This is a genomic window from Streptomyces sp. SN-593 (genome assembly GCF_016756395.1).
GTDB lineage: Bacteria > Actinomycetota > Actinomycetes > Streptomycetales > Streptomycetaceae > Actinacidiphila > Actinacidiphila reveromycinica.
The window spans coordinates 6286323-6302211 of the sequence record NZ_AP018365.1 but is presented as its reverse complement, the minus strand read 5'-3'; the positions used below and the strand labels follow the sequence as shown (position 1 = coordinate 6302211).

Sequence of the window (15889 nt, the reverse complement as noted above, 5' to 3'; positions counted from 1 at the left end):
CTCCTCCCCCGCCCTCACCGTGCTCCCGCCACAACCGGCACCCCCCTGTTCACCCCGGTGCGCAACTGGAGTGCCAGCAGAACGTGTTCGGGACTCGGCCGGTCGGCGCCCGCGAGGTCGGCGAGGGTCCAGGCCACGCGCAGCACCCGGTCCAGGCCGCGCGCGGTGAGCAGGCCGCGCTCCATGTCCCGCTCCACCGCGCGGAGCGCACCCGGCGCGACCTGCCAGCGGGTGCGCAGTTCGTGGCCCGGCACCTCGCTGTTCAGCTTCCAGGGGGTGTCCTGGTAGCGGGCGGCGGCCCTGGCCCGGGCGGCGACGACCCGGGCGGCCACCATGGCCGACGGCTCCCCCGTCGGACCCTCACCGGCCTGCCCCATCAGCTCGGCCCGACCGACCGGCTCGACGTCCACCCGCAGGTCCACCCGGTCCAGCAGCGGGCCGGACAGCCGGGCCTGGTAGCGCCGCACCGCGCTCGGCGAGCAGTCGCAGCCGCCGCCGAGCACGGAGTACCGCCCGCACGGGCACGGGTTCGCGGCCAGCACCAGCATGAAGCGGGCCGGGAGCCGTATCACCCCGGCGGCCCGGGCCACGATGACGTGGCCGGACTCCAGCGGCTGGCGCAGTGCCTCAAGCGACTGGGAGCTGAACTCCGGTGCCTCGTCGAGGAAGAGGACTCCACGGTGGGCGAGCGAGACCGCGCCCGGCCGCGGCAGTCCGCTGCCGCCGCCGACCAGCGCGGGCATGGTCGCCGAATGGTGCGGCGCGCAGTAGGGCGGGGTGTCGACCAGGGGGCGGCCGGTCGGGAGGATGCCGGCGACCGAGTGGACCGCGGTGACCTCCAGCGACTCCTGGCGGGTGAGCGGCGGCAGGATGCCCGGGAGCCGCTCGGCGAGCATCGTCTTGCCCGCGCCCGGCGGACCGTGCAGGTACAGGTGGTGGCCCCCGGCCGCGGCGACCTCCAGAGCGAGCCGGGCCGCCCGCTGGCCGGCGACGTCGGCCAGGTCGGGGCAGTGCGGGCCGCCGCCCGCTTCGCCGGCGCCCTCGCCCCCGGCGAAGCCGGAGCCGCCGAACCCCGCGCCGCCGAACCCGGTCCCCGCGAACGCGCCGGCCCTTCCGCCGCGCAGCCCGCCGCCCGCGCCGGGCACCGCCAGCCCCGCCAGCATCGGGTCGGGCCGCTCCCGGCCGGCCGCGGTGTCCTCCTCCGGCTCCTCGGGCACCACCTCGTCGTTGAGCACCGCGACCAACTGACGCAGGCTGCGCACGCCCAGCACCGACACACCGGGCACGAGCGCCGCCTCCGATGTGGTGCGCTCGGGCACCACCACCTGCCGGTATCCCGCGTCGGCCGCGGCGAGCACGGCCGGCAGCACGCCGCGCACCGGGCGGACCCGCCCGTCGAGCCCCAGCTCGCCGATCATCATCAGGTCCGCGATGGCGCTCGGTGCGATGCGGCCGCCCGCGGCCAGCACCGCACAGGCCACCGCCAGGTCGAAGCCGGAGCCGCCCTTGGGCACCGACGCGGGGCTCAGTCCCACCGTCAGCTTCTTCTGCGGCCAGGTCTCCCCGCTGTTGACGATCGCCGCGCGGACCCGGTCGCGGCTCTCCACCAGGCTCTTGTCCGGCAGCCCGACCAGCGCGAAGGCGGCGACACCCGGCTCCAGGTCGGCCTGGACCTCGACCACCACGCCTTCCACGCCGACCAGGGCGACCGAGCAGGTGCGCGCGAACCCCATCACGCCACCCCCCGCACGTGCTCGACGCGGGGCGCGCCGCGGGCGGGCAGCAGCACGCCGACGAGGTCGATCCGGACACCGCCCGGTGGCGCTCCGCCGTGCTCGGCGGCCCACCGCTCGGCGAGCGACCGCAGCTTCGCCGCCTTGGCAGGCGTGACCGCCGCCATGGGGTGCTGGTGGCCGCCCTCCCGGCGGGTCTTCACCTCGCACACCACCACCGCGTCGCCGTCGGCCGCGACGATGTCGATCTCGCCCCGGCGGCCCCACCGCCAGTTCCGCTCCAGGATGGCCAGCCCGGCGTCCTGCAGGGTCCTGGCGGCCACGCCCTCGCCGTACCGCCCCAGCGCACCTCGTGCGTTCATCAGTACCACCTCCGTCACTCACTGTGACAGAAGGCGGCCCACCGAAGATGATCTTGGGCGTCGCCCTGTGGATAACCTCTCAGCCGACGAACACCCTCAGCCGTTGAACCCGGAGTCGTCCGACGGCAGGTCCAGATCGGCCTTGTTCAGCTCCTCGATGTTCACGTCCTTGAACGTGAGCACCCTCACCTGCTTGACGAAGCGGGCCGGCCGGTACATGTCCCAGACCCACGCGTCGGCCATCGACACTTCGAAGAACACCTCGCCCTGGACCGAGTGCACCTGCATCTCGTAGTCGTTGGTGAGGTAGAAACGCCGCTCGGTCTCGATCACGTACTTGAACAGGCCGACGACGTCGCGGTACTCCCGGTAGAGCTTCAGCTCCATCTCGGTCTCGTATTTTTCGAGGTCCTCGGCGCTCATGGCATGTTCCCCTTCAGCCGTACGTGACCCCATTGTGCGCTACCCGGAGACCGCCGGAGCCGCACACCGCCGTATCGCACCGCGAGCGCCGAGGCGGACACGACGGGTCGTCAGCCCGATCGCCGCCGGAAGAGGCCGGCCAGCGGCGGGTACGCGGCCCCGCCCAGGATCAGCACCACCCCGGCCACGATCGAGGCCAGCAGCCAGCGCAGCGGGCCGTAGGACGACGCTCCGCCGCCGGACAGGCCGTCGAAGGCGGAAGTGCGCGCCACCGCACCGGCCCGGCCCAGCGGCCATGCGGTGGCCTCCACCCGTGCCTTCACGTCGCCGGCCGGCACCGCGCCGCGCTGGGCGTCGTCCAGCCGCAGCCGGGAGTCCTGCGAGACCGCCCGGTTGTCCCCGACCAGGAACAGTTCGCCCTTCGGGACCTTCGTGTCGAACTTCGACGCCGACGCCTGCCCCGGCGCGGCCAGGTACGTCTCCTGGACGGGCTTGCCGTCGACCATGAGGCGGCCCTGCGCGTCGCAGCAGGAGACCGTGTCGCCGCCGACCCCGACGACCCGCTTGACCTCCGGCAGGTCCCCCCAGAGCTTGTCCTTGAAGACGACGATGTCGCCGCGGTGCACCTGGTCGCCCGAGACGCGCTCGGCCAGCACCTTGTCGCCGGGGCGGACCGTGGGCTCCATCGAGTCGGTGGGCACCGTGTAGGGCCGGTAGACGATCGCGGCCCACGCAAAGCCGCCCAGGAAGAGGACGCAGCCCAGGGCCACGGCGATCCCGGACAGCCGGTGCCCGGTCCCGCCGCGGCCCGTGGATATCGCCTGACCGCCGCTCGTACGTGTCGCGCTCATGCAGCCGCACCCTACCCGTCGGTACGCGCCCGGGTCAGCTCTCCGCGCCCTCGGACGCGCCCGCCGCCTCGTGCCTGCGCAGCAGCCTGCGCCGCCGCAGCATCACCAGCGGGACCGCCCCCGCCAGGCCGACGGCCGCCGGCCCCGCGGTGCCGGCCGCATTGATGCCCGGCTGCGAGAAGGTGCCGGGGATGCCCAGCCAGTCCCAGCGGTTGATCGGCCAGGCGACCACGATCGCGCGGCCGACGACCTGCTTGTTCGAGACGGTGCCGTCGGTGTGCTTGCCGTCGATCACCTCGTCCATGTGGTACCGCGAGTCCAGCGAGTCCTGGCGGTGGTCGCCCATCACCCAGATGTGGCCCTTGGGGACGTGGACGGTGAACGGCTTGTCCGGGCTGCACGGGGTGTTGCCCGGGTAGACGTACGGCTCGTTCAGCGGCTTGCCGTTGACCATCACCGGGCCGGTGCCCTTGCAGCTCACGGTGTCGCCGCCGACCCCGATCACCCGCTTGATCAGGTCCTTCTCCTCGGCCGACGGCATCAGGCCGACGAAGCTGAGGGTCTTCTGCAGGCCGCGCACCACCGGGTTGCTGCTCGGCGGCGGGTTCTCCGGCAGCCAGCCGCCCGGGTCGTGGAAGACGACGACCTCGCCGCGGGTCGGCGAGGAGCCGAACCACGGGGTCAGCTTGTCGACCAGCACCCGGTCGCCCTTGAGCAGGGTGTTGTTCATGGAGTCGGACGGGATGGAGAACGCCTGCACCAGGAAGGTCTTGATCAGCAGGGCCAGCACCAGGGCGATGCCGACCAGCAGCGGCAGTTCCTTCCAGAAGGAGCGCGGCGCGCGCTCGGCGGCGTGTGCCGGCTCGCCGCCGGACGGGCCGCCGCTGCCCGTGCCGCCGGGATCGCCGGGGCCGCCGGCGTCGTAGCGCTGCGCGCCGCCGACGCCGTCCACGTCCCCCGGACCGCTGCCGGCCACGGGGACGTACCCGGGTCCGTACCCCGCACCCGGGTCGTACTCCCGGCCCTGGTCCGCGCCCTGGTCGTAGCCGGACGGGTAACCGTTTCCTTCCGGGCCGCCGGGCCGGTACCCGTCCTGGGGCCCGGGGTCCCGGCCGGGGTCATGGCCGCCGGCGTGGCCGCCCCCAGCGGGTCCGGGGACCCTGCCGGCGGGCGGGGTGCCGTACGTGCCGTTGCCCGTCGAGCCCTCGGGGACCACGCCATCGGCCTCCGTGCCGTCCGCAGGGGGCACCGGGCGGCCATCCCCCTTCTCGGGCTCGCCGGAACCGGACCGCGCGCCGACCACCAGGTCCCCCACATCCACTCCTCATTCGATTACGTCGCCTGCGCCGGGTTCGGCGCAGGCCCACCATTCCCATAACGAGCGGGAGTTCCGCAGGAGTCGGGAGCGGGTCGGTCCTTTGAGCATTGTTGGCCGAGCTGTCGGTCCCATCCACCATAGTCGCGCCCGCTGTGCGGGCCGGGAGCGCCGCGTCCGCCCGCGGCACCGAACCGAAGGTCGGCGGCTCCTGCAGCCGCCGCCAGTGCCCGATCGGCCAGCCGATCACGAAGGCGCGGCCGACGACCTGCTTCTCCGAGATGGTGCCCTCGGTGCGCTTGCCGTCGACCACCTCGTCCATGTGGTAACGCGAGTCCGCCGAGTCCGAGCGGTGGTCGCCCATCACCCACAGCCGGCCGAGGGGGACGTGGACGGTGAACTTGATGGTCGACGGCGGGTTGCCGGGGTACAGGTACGGCTCGTCCAGCGGCTTGCCGTTGACCGTCAGCCGGCCCTGGGCGTCGCAGCACTGCACCGTGTCGCCGCCGACCCCGATCACCCGCTTGATCAGGTCCTGCTCACCGGAGGCGGGCAGCAGCCCGATGAAGGCGAGCGCCTGCTTGACCTGCTTGATCACCACGGGGTCGGGCTTCGGCGCGGGCTCGCCCTGGAGCCAGCCGCCGGGGTCCTTGAAGACCACCACGTCGCCGCGGTGCGGCTCGGCGCCGAACCACGGGGTGAGCTTGTCGACGAGCACCCGGTCGCCGATCCGGATGGTCTGCTCCATCGACCCGGACGGGATCACGAACGCCTGGACCAGGAAGGTCTTCAGCACCAGCGCGATGACCAGCGCCACCAGGATCAGCAGCGGCACCTCGCGGGCCGTCGCGCGGCGCCGCTTGCGCCTGACCTTGCGGGCGAGCTTCCGCCGCTCCACCCGGCTGCCGCTGACCGGCGCCGCGGGCGGGGCGTCCGTCCCGCGCGGGCGGCCCCGGTTACCCATGCGCACCGGCCGGCGCGGGCACCTGGGAGAAGGTGGCGGGGCGGCGCAGCCGGGTCCAGTGGCCGGGCGGCCAGGCGATCCACTCGGCGCGGCCGATGACCTTGCCCACGGGCACGGTGCCGCCGCCGGGGTCGCCGAGGTGGTCGCGGGAGTCGGCGGAGTCGTCGCGGTGGTCGCCCATCACCCACAGCCGGCCCGGGGGCACCACGATGTCGAACGGGTCGCGGGACGGCGCGTTCCCCGGTTTGAGGTAGCCGTCCTCGTCGAGGGCGCGGCCGTTGACGGTGATCCGGCCCCGGGCGTCGCAGCAGATGACGCGGTCCCCGCCGACACCGATCACGCGCTTGACGTAGTCGGTGCCGCCGGTGGTGGAGAAGGAGTCCTTCCCGTCGAACACGATCACGTCCCCCCGCGCCGGCGTGCCGCCGAACCGGTACGCCAGCTTGTCGACGAGCACCCGGTCGCCGACCCGCAACGTGTTCTCCATGGACGAGCTGGGCACCTCGAAGGGCTCCACCACGAAGTGGCTGACCAGCAGCAGCGCGGCGCAGCAGGCGAGCGCGAGCAGCAGGGTGCGGTTCCAGTCCTCCCACCACAGGGCGAGCCGCTCCCTCACGACGGAACGCGACCGCTCCTCCGGGTCCGCCTCGTCGGCGGTGGGGGAACGGTCGCGCTCCGGTGTCACTGCTTCGCTGTCCATCGGGGCGGAAGCTTATCCGGCCCGCCCCAAGGGAAGGTCAAACGCTCAGTTGTCGCGCTTCTCCTTGATCTTCGCGGCCTTGCCGCGCAGCTCACGGAGGTAGTACAGCTTGGCGCGGCGCACGTCGCCGCGGGTGACGACCTCGATCTTCTCGACGATCGGCGTGTGCACCGGGAAGGTGCGCTCGACGCCGACGGAGAAGCTGACCTTGCGGACCGTGAAGGTCTCGCTGACGCCCGCGCCCTGGCGGCGGATGACGACGCCCTTGAACTGCTGCACACGGGAGCGGTTGCCCTCGATGACGCGCACGTGGACGTTGACGGTGTCGCCGGGGCGGAAGGCCGGCACGTCGGTGCGCAGGCTCGCGCTGTTGACGCTCTCGATGAGGTTGGTCATGGTCGTTCGTCGCTTCCTCGCCGATGCCACAGGTCATCGACGGCATGCTCGTCTTGGATGTTCGGTGTCCTACGGTGTGGTCGCCCGGCACCGGGCGGCGGCTGTCCCCCTGTGGCAGGGGCGCGAGCCGGGCAGGCGACAGCGGGTCATTCTTCCACGGCGTCGGGGTTGCGCCCAAATCGGCCGTCGGGGCCGGGCTGCCAGCCCAGGATGCTGAGCATCTCGCGGTCCTTCCTGTCGAAGGCCGCGGGGTCGGCCCGCTCGACCAGGTCGGGCCGGTGGGCGACGGTACGGCGCAGCGCCTCGTCGCGGCGCCAGCGGGCGACCTTCCCGTGGTGGCCGCTGAGCAGCACGTCGGGGATGCCGCGGCCGCGCCAGGTCGGCGGCTTGGTGTAGACCGGGCCCTCCAGCAGGTCGGCCATGGCGCCGGGGGCGAAGGAGTCGTCCGCGTGCGACTGCGCGTTGCCGAGCACGCCGGGCAGCAGCCGGGCGACGGCCTCGGTGACGACCAGGACCGCGGCCTCGCCGCCGGCCAGGACATAGTCGCCGATGGAGACCTCGTGGACCGGCATCCTGGTGGCGTACTCGGCGGTGACGCGGCTGTCGATGCCCTCGTAGCGCGCGGGGGTGAAGACCAGCCAGGGGCACCGGGACAGTTCGACCGCGGTCTCCTGGGTGAAGGGGCGGCCGCTGGGGGTGGGCACGACCAGGACCGGGTCGTGGGCGCCCTGCTCGTAGCCGTCGGCGAGGGTCTGGTCGAGGGCCTCGCCCCAGGGGCCGGTCATCATCACCATGCCGGGGCCGCCCCCGTAGGGGGTGTCGTCCACGGTGTTGTGGCGGTCGTGCGCCCAGCCGCGCAGGTCGTGCACGCGGACGTCGAGGCGGCCGGCCGCGCGCGCCTTGCCGACCAGGGAGACGTTCAGCGGTTCGAGGTACTCGGGGAAGATCGTGACGACGTCGATCCGCATGTCAGGCGCCGCCTCCGCCGGAAGCGCCGCCGACCTCACCGGAAGCACCGCCGCCCCCGCCGGGCGCGGAGCCGTCCCGCCCGGGGACGCCCTCGTTCCCCCCGGAAGCACCGCCCTCGGCCGGCCCGGCCGCCTTCCGCGTGCCGGCCACCTGCACCTCCGCCTCGTCCAGCAGCCCGGGCGGCGGGTCGATCACGGCCCGCTGCTGCTCCAGGTCGATCTCGGGCACGATCTCCGTGACGAACGGCACCAGCACCTCGCCGCCTTCGGTACGCGCCACCACCAGCAGGTCCTGGTAGGGCAGGTGCGTGATCTCGGCGATCCGGCCGATCTCGCGTCCGTCCACGGTCACCACGTCGAGGTCGATCAGCTGGTGGTCGTAGAACTCCTCGGGGTCCTCCGGGGTCTGGTCCGGGTCGACCTCGGCGATCAGCATGGTTCCGCGCAGCGCCTCGGCGCCGTTGCGGTCGGTGACGCCCTCGAAGCGCAGCATCAGGCGGCCGCTGTGCACCCGGCCGGTGGCGATGGTCAGCGGCCCGGTCGCGGCCGGGTCGGTGGCGAGTACGGCGCCGGGCGCGAGCCGCAGCTCCGGCTCGTCGGTGCGCACTTCGACGCTCACCTCGCCCTTGATGCCGTGGGCGCGGCCGATCCGGCCGACTACGAGCTGCACGTCCTGCTCAACTTCCGCTGGGGGAACGGGGGAAGCCGCGCCCCTGGGACGCGGCGGGAAACGCGTCGGGCCGGAGGCGGGGAAGCCGCCTCCGGCCCGGTGCAACGAAAACCCGGTGTGCCGGCGGGTGCCGGCACGCACGGGACCGCGGCAGATGCGCTCAGCGCACCTGGTCCACGTCGACGAGGTCGACCCGGACACCGCGGCCGCCGAGGGCGCCCACGACGGTGCGCAGCGCGCGGGCGGTGCGGCCGTTGCGCCCGATGACCTTGCCGAGGTCGTCGGGGTGCACCCGGACCTCGAGCACGCTGCCCCGGCGCAGGGTCCGCATACCGACCTGCACATCGTCAGGACTGTCGACGATGCCCTTCACGAGGTGCTCAAGGGCCTCCTCAAGCACGCTCAGGCCCCGGTGGACTCGGCCGAGGCGGTGGCCTCGGCGTCGTCGGCCTTCTTGTCAGCCTTCTTGGCCTTGGGGGTGATCGCCTCACCCTTCGGCTCGTCGGCGGTGTCCTTGGCAGCGGCCTCGAACAGCGCGCGCTTGTCGGCCTTCGGCTCCGGCTGGAGCAGCGGGGCCGGGGCGGGCTCGCCCTTGAACTTCTGCCAGTCGCCGGTGAGCTTCAGGATGGCGAGCACGGGCTCGGTCGGCTGCGCGCCGACGGAGAGCCAGTGCTGCGCGCGGTCGGAGTCGACCTCGATGCGCGAGGGGTTCTGCACCGGGTGGTACAGGCCGATCTCCTCGATGGCCCGGCCGTCACGGCGGGTACGGGAGTCGGCGACGACGATGCGGTAGTGAGGCGCGCGGATCTTGCCCAGGCGCTTCAGCTTGATCTTGACTGCCACGGGAGTGGGTTCTCCTGGAGTTGACGTGTTTGGGCACGCGGACGGCCACGTGGGGTTGTGGAGGTCGTGCGCCCGGCGGACGCGTCAGCCGAAGGAGAGAGGGTTCCTGCACGGCTGTCGAGTTCTCAGCTGAACATTCTGCCACAGTCAGCCGACCCCAACGACCTCCGGGATGCGGAACGGCTGCCCGCACGCTCCGCACATGATCGGGGCCTGGGCCAGCACCGAGGGGACCACCCGGACATTCCGCCCGCAGTCGCAGACGGCCTTGACCCGCACGCCGCCGCCCGAGGAGCCGTGCCGGGCGGCGGGCCCACGGAAGGAGCGGGCGGTGTCCGCGGTGGTGGCCACGGTGTGCGCCTTCAGCGCGCGCTGAAGGCGCTCGATGGTGCCCCGGTACCGCTTCCGGGTCTCGGGCCTCATCACCACGAGCGAGAAGCCGCTGCTGGGATGCGGTTCCTCGGCGTGGTCCAGGCCCATCTCGTCGGCGATGGCGAGGAATCTGCGGTTGTGGTAGCGGCCGGCGCGCGAGGTGTCGCGGATGCCGCGGGCCGCGGCGATGCCGTGCACGGCTTCGTGCAGCAGCCTTTCGAAGGAGAGCTCGGTGCCGCAGGCGGACGAGGACTCACCGATCAGGGACTCGGGCGCGGCCAGATCGGGCAGCTCGGGATGGTGCCGTTGAATATCGGCCCAGGCGACTGCCAGCTCGGCGGCGAGAACAGGTGGTGTCGTGCTCACGCCGTGACAACGAGCCGGGCGCCCCCGGTGTTCCTATTCCGGGCTAGCCCAATTAATTTGCACTGATCGGTCAGTTCCGGATGTTGCGCATGGATACGCATGACGCAGGGCGGGTGCGGAGGGACCGGAGTAACACCGGTGAACCTGCGCACCCGCCCCAAGCGTGGACGTATGAACATATTCCGTACGCCGCTGATCGGTCAGCGGACACCGGAGGGGCTCCCGCCCCCGGTGCCGGGAGGAGACCGGCGGCCAAGGGCCTGTCCGGCGGATCCTGCCGGACTCACGGCGCCCGGCACGCCCCGCCGGACAAGGCCCTAGTAGGCGCGGGCCACGATCGCCACGGTGCCCGGGGCGTCGTCCGCGACCGGCACCGAGCCGTCCTCGGCGACCAGGCAGCGCACCGACACGCCCTGCTCGGCCAGCTTCGCCTCGCCCTCCGCGCCGAGGTCCGCCCACGGGATGCGGGCCCAGCCGTCGGCCGCGGCCTCCACGGCCTCGCCGACCGTCGCCACGTCCACCGTCCGGGACAGCCGGCGGTCGCGGGACTCCTGGAGCAGCCGCGCCTGGTCCTCCTCCAGCGCCTTGGGCAGCACCGTGTCCAGCGCGTCCAGGGAGACCGGCTCCTTGCCGCCCGGGATGCGGCGGGCCAGCATCGCGGTGCCCCCGGCCAGGTCGCGCGGGCCGATCTCGACCCGCAGCGGCACCCCCTTGAGCTCCCAGTCGACCGCGCGCCGCCCGAACGGGGTGTCGGTCCGGTCGTCCACGACGACCCGCAGCCCGGCCGCGCGGAGCTTCTCGCCGACCTCGCGCACCTTCGCCACGACGGCCTCGTCGTCCTTGATCGCCAGCACCACGACCTGCACGTGCGCCAGCCGCGGCGGCACCCGCAGCCCGTTGTCGTCGCCGTGCATCATCACCAGCGCGCCGATCATCCGGGTCGTGCTGCCCCAGGACGTCTGCCAGACGTGCTCCTGGGTGCCCTCCTTGGACAGGTAGGAGGTGTTGAACGCCTTCGCGAAGTTCTGCCCCAACTCGTGGCTGGTGCCCAGTTGCAGCGCCTTGCCGTCACCCATCATCCCCTCCAGGGTGAGGGTGTTGATCGCGCCGGCGAACCGCTCCTTCACGGTCTTGCGGCCCGGCACCACGTCCATCGCCAGGACGTTCTCCATGAAGTCGCCGTACACGTCGTACTGGATGCGGGAGGCGAACTCGCGGGCGTCCTCCTGGGTGGCGTGGGCGGTGTGCCCCTCCTGCCACAGGAACTCGGTGGTGCGCAGGAACAGCCGCGGCCGCAGCTCCCAGCGCACCACGTTCGCCCACTGGTTGATCAGCAGCGGCAGGTCGCGGTAGCTCTGCACCCACTTGGAGAAGTACTCGTTGATGATCGTCTCGGACGTCGGCCGGACGACGATCGGCTCCTCCAGCTCCTTGCCGCCGCCGTGGGTCACCACCGCCAGCTCCGGCGCGAAGCCCTCCACGTGCTCGGCCTCGCGGGTGAGGTAGGACTGCGGGATGAAGAGCGGGAAGTACGCGTTCTGCGCACCGACTGCCTTGATCCGCGCGTCCATGTCGGCCTGCATCCGCTCCCACAGGCCGTAGCCGTACGGCCTGATCACCATGGTGCCGCGCACCGGTCCGTTGTCGGCCAGTTCGGCCTTGTTGATCAGGTCCTGGTACCAGCGCGGGAAGTCGTCCGCCTGGGGGGTGAGAACGGGAGCCTTAGCCATGGGCCGATGGTACGGCCCCGCGCCACCCCAGCGTGAATCGGCCGCCGGGCGGCGCACGCCCGGCGCATGCGGGCCGGGCGCAACACGGACGTCTCCGGAAGTTCACGAGAACGCGTCACCCGCCCTCTGGACGGCGGCGCGAAACGGCAGTTGTCTGGCATGAGGGGACCCGCGTCCCCCCAGCACCACGGCACGGGGAGCACACGGCGGTTCCGGTCGGCTGATGGGAGCTCATTCATGACGGCTACGCTCTATCGCGGTTCCAGGCCGGACGCCCGGGGCAGGGCACGGGACTGGGCGGAGATCCAGGAGCGGATGCTCGTACCGCTCTACGACGCGGTGTACGACCGGCTGGAGGTCGGCGCCGGCACCCGGCTGCTCGGCCTGGCCTGCGGCAGCGGGCTGGCCCTGATGCTCGCCTCCGCGCGGGGCGCCGCCGTCACCGGCCACGACCGTGACGGCGAGCGGCTGGCCCTGGCCCGCGAGCGGCTGGCGGCCCGCGAGCGCGACCGCCCGCCGGAGCGGCGCACCCGGCTGCTGGCGGGGGAGCTGCGCCTGGCGGACCTGCGCGGCCGCCCGGCGACTCCCGCCCCCGTCGGCGGCGCCGCGGTGCCGGCGCCCCCGCCCCGCGGCCGGACCGACACCCCCGCCCGCGGCTACGACGTCGTCACCGCCTTCGAGCCCGCCGCGCCCGCCGGCGAACTCGGCCCCGCGCTCGCCGCGGTGGCGCGCGGTTCGCGCCCCGGCAGCGCCGTCGTGCTGGCCGGCTGGGGCCCGCCCGAGCGCTGCGCCACCTCCCGGGTGCTGGGCATCGCCACGCGGCTGGCCGAGCCCCGCGCCGGGGCGGCCCCCGCCCCGCGGCTCAGCGGCCGCGACGACCTGGAGGACCTGGCCCGGACGGCCGGGCTGCGGCCGGACGGCTCGGGGCGCGTGGCGTGCCCCTTCGGCTACCCCGACCTGCCCAGCGCCGTGCGCGGGCTGCTGTCCACCGGGCTGTTCGACGCGGCCGTCGCCGCCACCGACAGCCAGCAGGTCGACAAGGAACTCGCCGAGGCCCTGCACCCCTACCGCCGGCCCGACGGCTCGGTGCGCATGGAGAACGTCTTCCGCTACCTGATCGCCCGCGTCTGAGCGTCCCCCGTGCCCCATGGGCCCCGGTGTCCCCTGCGGTGCGCCGGCCGGTGCTCCCGAGCGCCCCTCGTGCCCGTGCCGCCCCGATCCGCCCGATCCGCACAGCGGCGGGAAAACGGTTGGCCGCCGCCCGCCGGCCCGGGCCACAGTGACCGCATGCCGACGCCCTCCGCTCCCCTGTCCCCCGGTACCCCCGCCGTCGTCCGCCTGCTCAAGGCCGGACGGGAGAAGGTCCGCTACGACGCCGCCGTGCGCTTCGACGACGGCGTCCGGGTGACCGTCACCGCGCCCTGGTCGCTGCCGACCGTCCGCGACTTCGGCTTCGTCCGCTTCGCACCCGGCGACACCTTCACCGAGCACTACTGGCGCGACCGCTGGTACGCGGTCAAGGAGGTGCGCGACCCGGCCGGCGCCATGAAGGGCTGGTACTGCGACGTCACCCGCCCGGTCGTCGTGCGGGGCGCCACGCTGCTCTCCGAGGACCTGGACCTCGACCTGTGGGTGTCCGCCGACGGTTCCGAGGTGCTGCGGCTGGACGAGGACGAGTTCGCGGCGAGCGGGCTGGCCGGGCGGGACCCGGACGCCGCGAGGGCGGCGGTACGCGCGCTCGACGAGTTGGAGCGGGTGGCCCGGGGCGGCGGGCCGGCCTCCCTGCTGTGAGCGCGGCCCCCTCCGGCCGCCACGACGCCCGGCGGTCCGCCGGACAGGCCCGCCGGACAGGTCCTAAGGGCCGCGCCACTCCTCGGCGGTGAGCGCGAACCTCTCGTGGTCCCGCCAGGCGTCGTTGATGAACAGCATGCGCGGCGAGAAGCCCTCGTGGCGGAAGCCGAGCCGCCGGGCCATCGCCAGCGAGCGGTCGTTGTCGGGCTGGATGTTGATCTCCAGCCGGTGCAGCCCGAGACCCTGCGGCCGGGCGCCGAAGCAGCGGTCGACCACCAGCCGCAGCCCGGGCGTCATCCGCCCGGTGCCCGCGTACGGCAGGTAGCTGTCGTAGCCGAGCGCCGCGTTGCGGAAGCGGCCCAGCACGATGTTGGCGACGTTGCAGGTGCCGACGATCCCGCCCGCTCCGCCGACCTGCCCGGCCTCGTCGTCGTCGACGATCAGGTACGTCCGCAGGCCGGCGCCCTGCCGCCGCAGCAGTTCGGGCAGCGCGTCCGGCTCGACCGGGTTCCACGGGCTCAGGTGGGCCGCGGATCGCAGCACGGCGGCGCGGTGGGCCTCGGCGTCCCCCGCCCGGGGCTCGCGGATCGAAATACGCATGATCGCATCATCGCAGCCGACCCCCGGCCACCGCGCGCCGTCCACGCGGAAAGGAAGGGGGCGCGCGGGGTGGCGGACCGCGCGGCGGGCGGGCCCACCGCCTGGGCGCACGGGCGGCACACGCCCGCGCGCGCCCTTCCTTTCCGCGTGGACGCGCGGCAGGGGCCGACGGTCCGCGACCGCCGGCCCCTGCCACCCACGAGGTGTCAGCCCATGAACTTCTTGAACTCGTCCGGCAGTTCGAAGTCCTTGCCGCCGGGCAGGCCCGCGGGGCCGCCCTGCTGCTGTTGCTGCTCGCGCCGGGCCGCGGCCGCGGCGGCCTCGGCCTTCCGCTTCATCGGGTTGCCCGACTGCCGCTTGCCCTTGGCCTGCTTCTGCTGCTTCTTCTGCCGGCCGGGGCCGCCGCCCATGCCCGGCATCCCGGGCATCCCCGGCATGCCGCCGCCCTGCGCCATCCGGGACATCATCTTGCGCGCCTCGAAGAACCGCTCCACAAGGCTCTTGACCGCGCTGACCTCGACGCCCGAGCCCTTGGCGATACGCGCCCGGCGGGAGCCGTTGATGATGTGCGGGTCGGCCCGCTCCGCGCGCGTCATCGACTTGATGATGGCGGCGGTGCGGTCGACGTCCTTCTCGTCCAGGTTGTTGATCTGGTCCTTGATCTGGCCCATGCCCGGCAGCATGCCGAGCAGCTTGGAGATGGAGCCCATCTTGCGGACCTGCTCCATCTGCGCCAGGAAGTCGTCGAGCGTGAACTCCTTGGGGCCCTTCGCCAGCTTGGCGGCCATCTCCTCGGCCTGCTGCTGGCTGAAGGTCTGCTCGGCCTTCTCGATCAGCGACAGGACGTCGCCCATCCCCAGGATCCGCGACGCCATGCGGTCCGGGTGGAAGGTGTCGAAGTCGTCCAGCTTCTCGCCGTTGGACGCGAACATGATCTGCTTGCCGGTCACGTGCGCGATCGACAGGGCGGCGCCGCCGCGGGCGTCGCCGTCGAGCTTGGAGAGCACCACGCCGTCGAAGCCGACGCCGTCGCGGAACGCCTCCGCGGTGTTCACCGCGTCCTGGCCGATCATCGCGTCGACCACGAACAGGATCTCGTCGGGGTGCGTGACGTCCCGGATGTCCGCGGCCTGCTGCATCATCTCCTGGTCGACGCCGAGCCGGCCGGCGGTGTCGATCACGACGATGTCGTACTGCTGGGTCTTCGCGAACTCGATGGAGTCCCGGGCGACCTTGACCGGGTCGCCCACGCCGTTGCCGGGCTCGGGCGCGTAGACCGCCACGCCGGCCCGCTCGGCGACCACGGAGAGCTGGTTGACCGCGTTCGGGCGCTGGAGGTCGCAGGCGACCAGCAGGGGGGCGTGGCCCTCCTTCTTCAGCCACCGGCCCAGCTTGCCCGCGAGGGTCGTCTTGCCGGCGCCCTGGAGGCCGGCGAGCATGATCACGGTCGGCGGCTGCTTGGCGAAGCGCAGCCGCCGGGTCTCCCCGCCCAGGATCGTGACCAGCTCGTCGTTGACGATCTTGATGACCTGCTGCGCGGGGTTCAGCGCCTGGGAGACCTCGGCGCCCAGGGCCCGCTGCTTGACGTTGGCGATGAAGGCCCGCACCGCCGGGAGCGCGACGTCGGCTTCCAGCAGCGCGATGCGGATGTCGCGTGCCGTGGCGTCGATGTCCGCCTCGCTCAGGCGGCCCTTGCCCCGGAGGCTCTTGAAGGTATTCGCGAGGCGATCAGACAGAGTGTCGAACACGGTGGTCGCAGGTCCTCAGGGGTCGGGGGCTAGGACAGTCGCCTTCCAGGGTATCCG

The 15889-nt window shown here is 73.2% G+C and carries 18 protein-coding genes; 2 read left to right on the top strand and 16 right to left on the bottom strand.

The window, feature by feature from the left end:
- Window positions 1–14 precede the first annotated feature (14 nt).
- The 14 genes from RVR_RS26885 to proS form a co-directional block, all read right to left on the bottom strand.
- A complete protein-coding gene (locus tag RVR_RS26885; RefSeq protein WP_202236471.1) occupies window positions 15–1733 on the bottom strand; it encodes a YifB family Mg chelatase-like AAA ATPase in 1719 nt (572 codons plus the stop codon).
- Entirely contained in the window at window positions 1733–2095 is a 363-nt protein-coding gene (locus RVR_RS26880) for a YraN family protein (protein WP_202236470.1), read from the bottom strand. The genes RVR_RS26885 and RVR_RS26880 overlap by 1 nt, the downstream gene beginning before the upstream one ends.
- Before the next feature lie 96 nt (window positions 2096–2191).
- Complete coding sequence (locus RVR_RS26875; RefSeq protein ID WP_018562949.1) at window positions 2192–2518, bottom strand: DUF2469 domain-containing protein; 327 nt, start codon at window positions 2516–2518, stop codon at window positions 2192–2194.
- Window positions 2519–2628: 110 nt separating this feature from the next.
- Entirely contained in the window at window positions 2629–3369 is a 741-nt protein-coding gene (gene lepB, locus RVR_RS26870) for a signal peptidase I (protein ID WP_202236469.1), read from the bottom strand.
- A 34-nt stretch (window positions 3370–3403) separates the two neighbouring features.
- Complete coding sequence (gene lepB, locus RVR_RS26865; RefSeq protein WP_202239224.1) at window positions 3404–4345, bottom strand: signal peptidase I; 942 nt, start codon at window positions 4343–4345, stop codon at window positions 3404–3406.
- A 142-nt stretch (window positions 4346–4487) separates the two neighbouring features.
- The gene (gene lepB, locus RVR_RS26860; protein WP_202236468.1) at window positions 4488–5648 is read right to left on the bottom strand and encodes a signal peptidase I; all 1161 of its coding nucleotides are present in this window, start codon (window positions 5646–5648) and stop codon (window positions 4488–4490) included.
- Complete coding sequence (lepB, locus tag RVR_RS26855) at window positions 5641–6348, bottom strand: signal peptidase I (RefSeq protein ID WP_202236467.1); 708 nt, start codon at window positions 6346–6348, stop codon at window positions 5641–5643. Before lepB (RVR_RS26855) ends, lepB (RVR_RS26860) begins: the two co-directional genes overlap by 8 nt.
- A 45-nt stretch (window positions 6349–6393) precedes the next feature.
- On the bottom strand, window positions 6394–6744 hold the full coding sequence (gene rplS, locus RVR_RS26850) for a 50S ribosomal protein L19 (RefSeq protein ID WP_202236466.1): 351 nt from the start codon (window positions 6742–6744) through the stop codon (window positions 6394–6396).
- A gap of 146 nt (window positions 6745–6890) precedes the next feature.
- Window positions 6891–7712, bottom strand: a complete 822-nt coding sequence (gene trmD / locus RVR_RS26845) for a tRNA (guanosine(37)-N1)-methyltransferase TrmD (protein WP_202236465.1) — start codon at window positions 7710–7712, stop codon at window positions 6891–6893.
- A 1-nt stretch (window position 7713) separates the two neighbouring features.
- Window positions 7714–8382 (bottom strand): ribosome maturation factor RimM, encoded by a 669-nt coding sequence (rimM, locus tag RVR_RS26840; RefSeq protein ID WP_202236464.1) that lies wholly within the window; start codon window positions 8380–8382, stop codon window positions 7714–7716.
- A 160-nt stretch (window positions 8383–8542) separates the two neighbouring features.
- A complete protein-coding gene (locus tag RVR_RS26835) occupies window positions 8543–8782 on the bottom strand; it encodes an RNA-binding protein (RefSeq protein ID WP_202236463.1) in 240 nt (79 codons plus the stop codon).
- 2 nt (window positions 8783–8784) lie between these two features.
- Entirely contained in the window at window positions 8785–9225 is a 441-nt protein-coding gene (gene rpsP / locus RVR_RS26830; RefSeq protein WP_202236462.1) for a 30S ribosomal protein S16, read from the bottom strand.
- A 147-nt stretch (window positions 9226–9372) separates the two neighbouring features.
- On the bottom strand, window positions 9373–9963 hold the full coding sequence (locus tag RVR_RS26825; protein ID WP_202236461.1) for a hypothetical protein: 591 nt from the start codon (window positions 9961–9963) through the stop codon (window positions 9373–9375).
- Between the two features lie 317 nt (window positions 9964–10280).
- Window positions 10281–11693, bottom strand: a complete 1413-nt coding sequence (gene proS, locus RVR_RS26820; RefSeq protein WP_202236460.1) for a proline--tRNA ligase — start codon at window positions 11691–11693, stop codon at window positions 10281–10283.
- A 237-nt stretch (window positions 11694–11930) separates the two neighbouring features.
- On the opposite strand from proS, the gene RVR_RS26815 reads away from it, so the two are divergent.
- Complete coding sequence (locus RVR_RS26815) at window positions 11931–12824, top strand: MDR/zinc-dependent alcohol dehydrogenase-like family protein (RefSeq protein WP_202236459.1); 894 nt, start codon at window positions 11931–11933, stop codon at window positions 12822–12824.
- Window positions 12825–12980: 156 nt separating this feature from the next.
- The gene (locus RVR_RS26810; protein ID WP_202236458.1) at window positions 12981–13484 is read left to right on the top strand and encodes a ribonuclease FAU-1 family protein; all 504 of its coding nucleotides are present in this window, start codon (window positions 12981–12983) and stop codon (window positions 13482–13484) included.
- Between the two features lie 63 nt (window positions 13485–13547).
- Here the strand turns inward: RVR_RS26810 and RVR_RS26805 are convergent, their stop codons facing one another.
- On the bottom strand, window positions 13548–14084 hold the full coding sequence (locus RVR_RS26805) for a GNAT family N-acetyltransferase (RefSeq protein WP_202236457.1): 537 nt from the start codon (window positions 14082–14084) through the stop codon (window positions 13548–13550).
- Between the two features lie 206 nt (window positions 14085–14290).
- Window positions 14291–15832 (bottom strand): signal recognition particle protein, encoded by a 1542-nt coding sequence (gene ffh, locus RVR_RS26800; protein ID WP_202236456.1) that lies wholly within the window; start codon window positions 15830–15832, stop codon window positions 14291–14293.
- Between the last annotated feature and the right edge of the window lie 57 nt (window positions 15833–15889).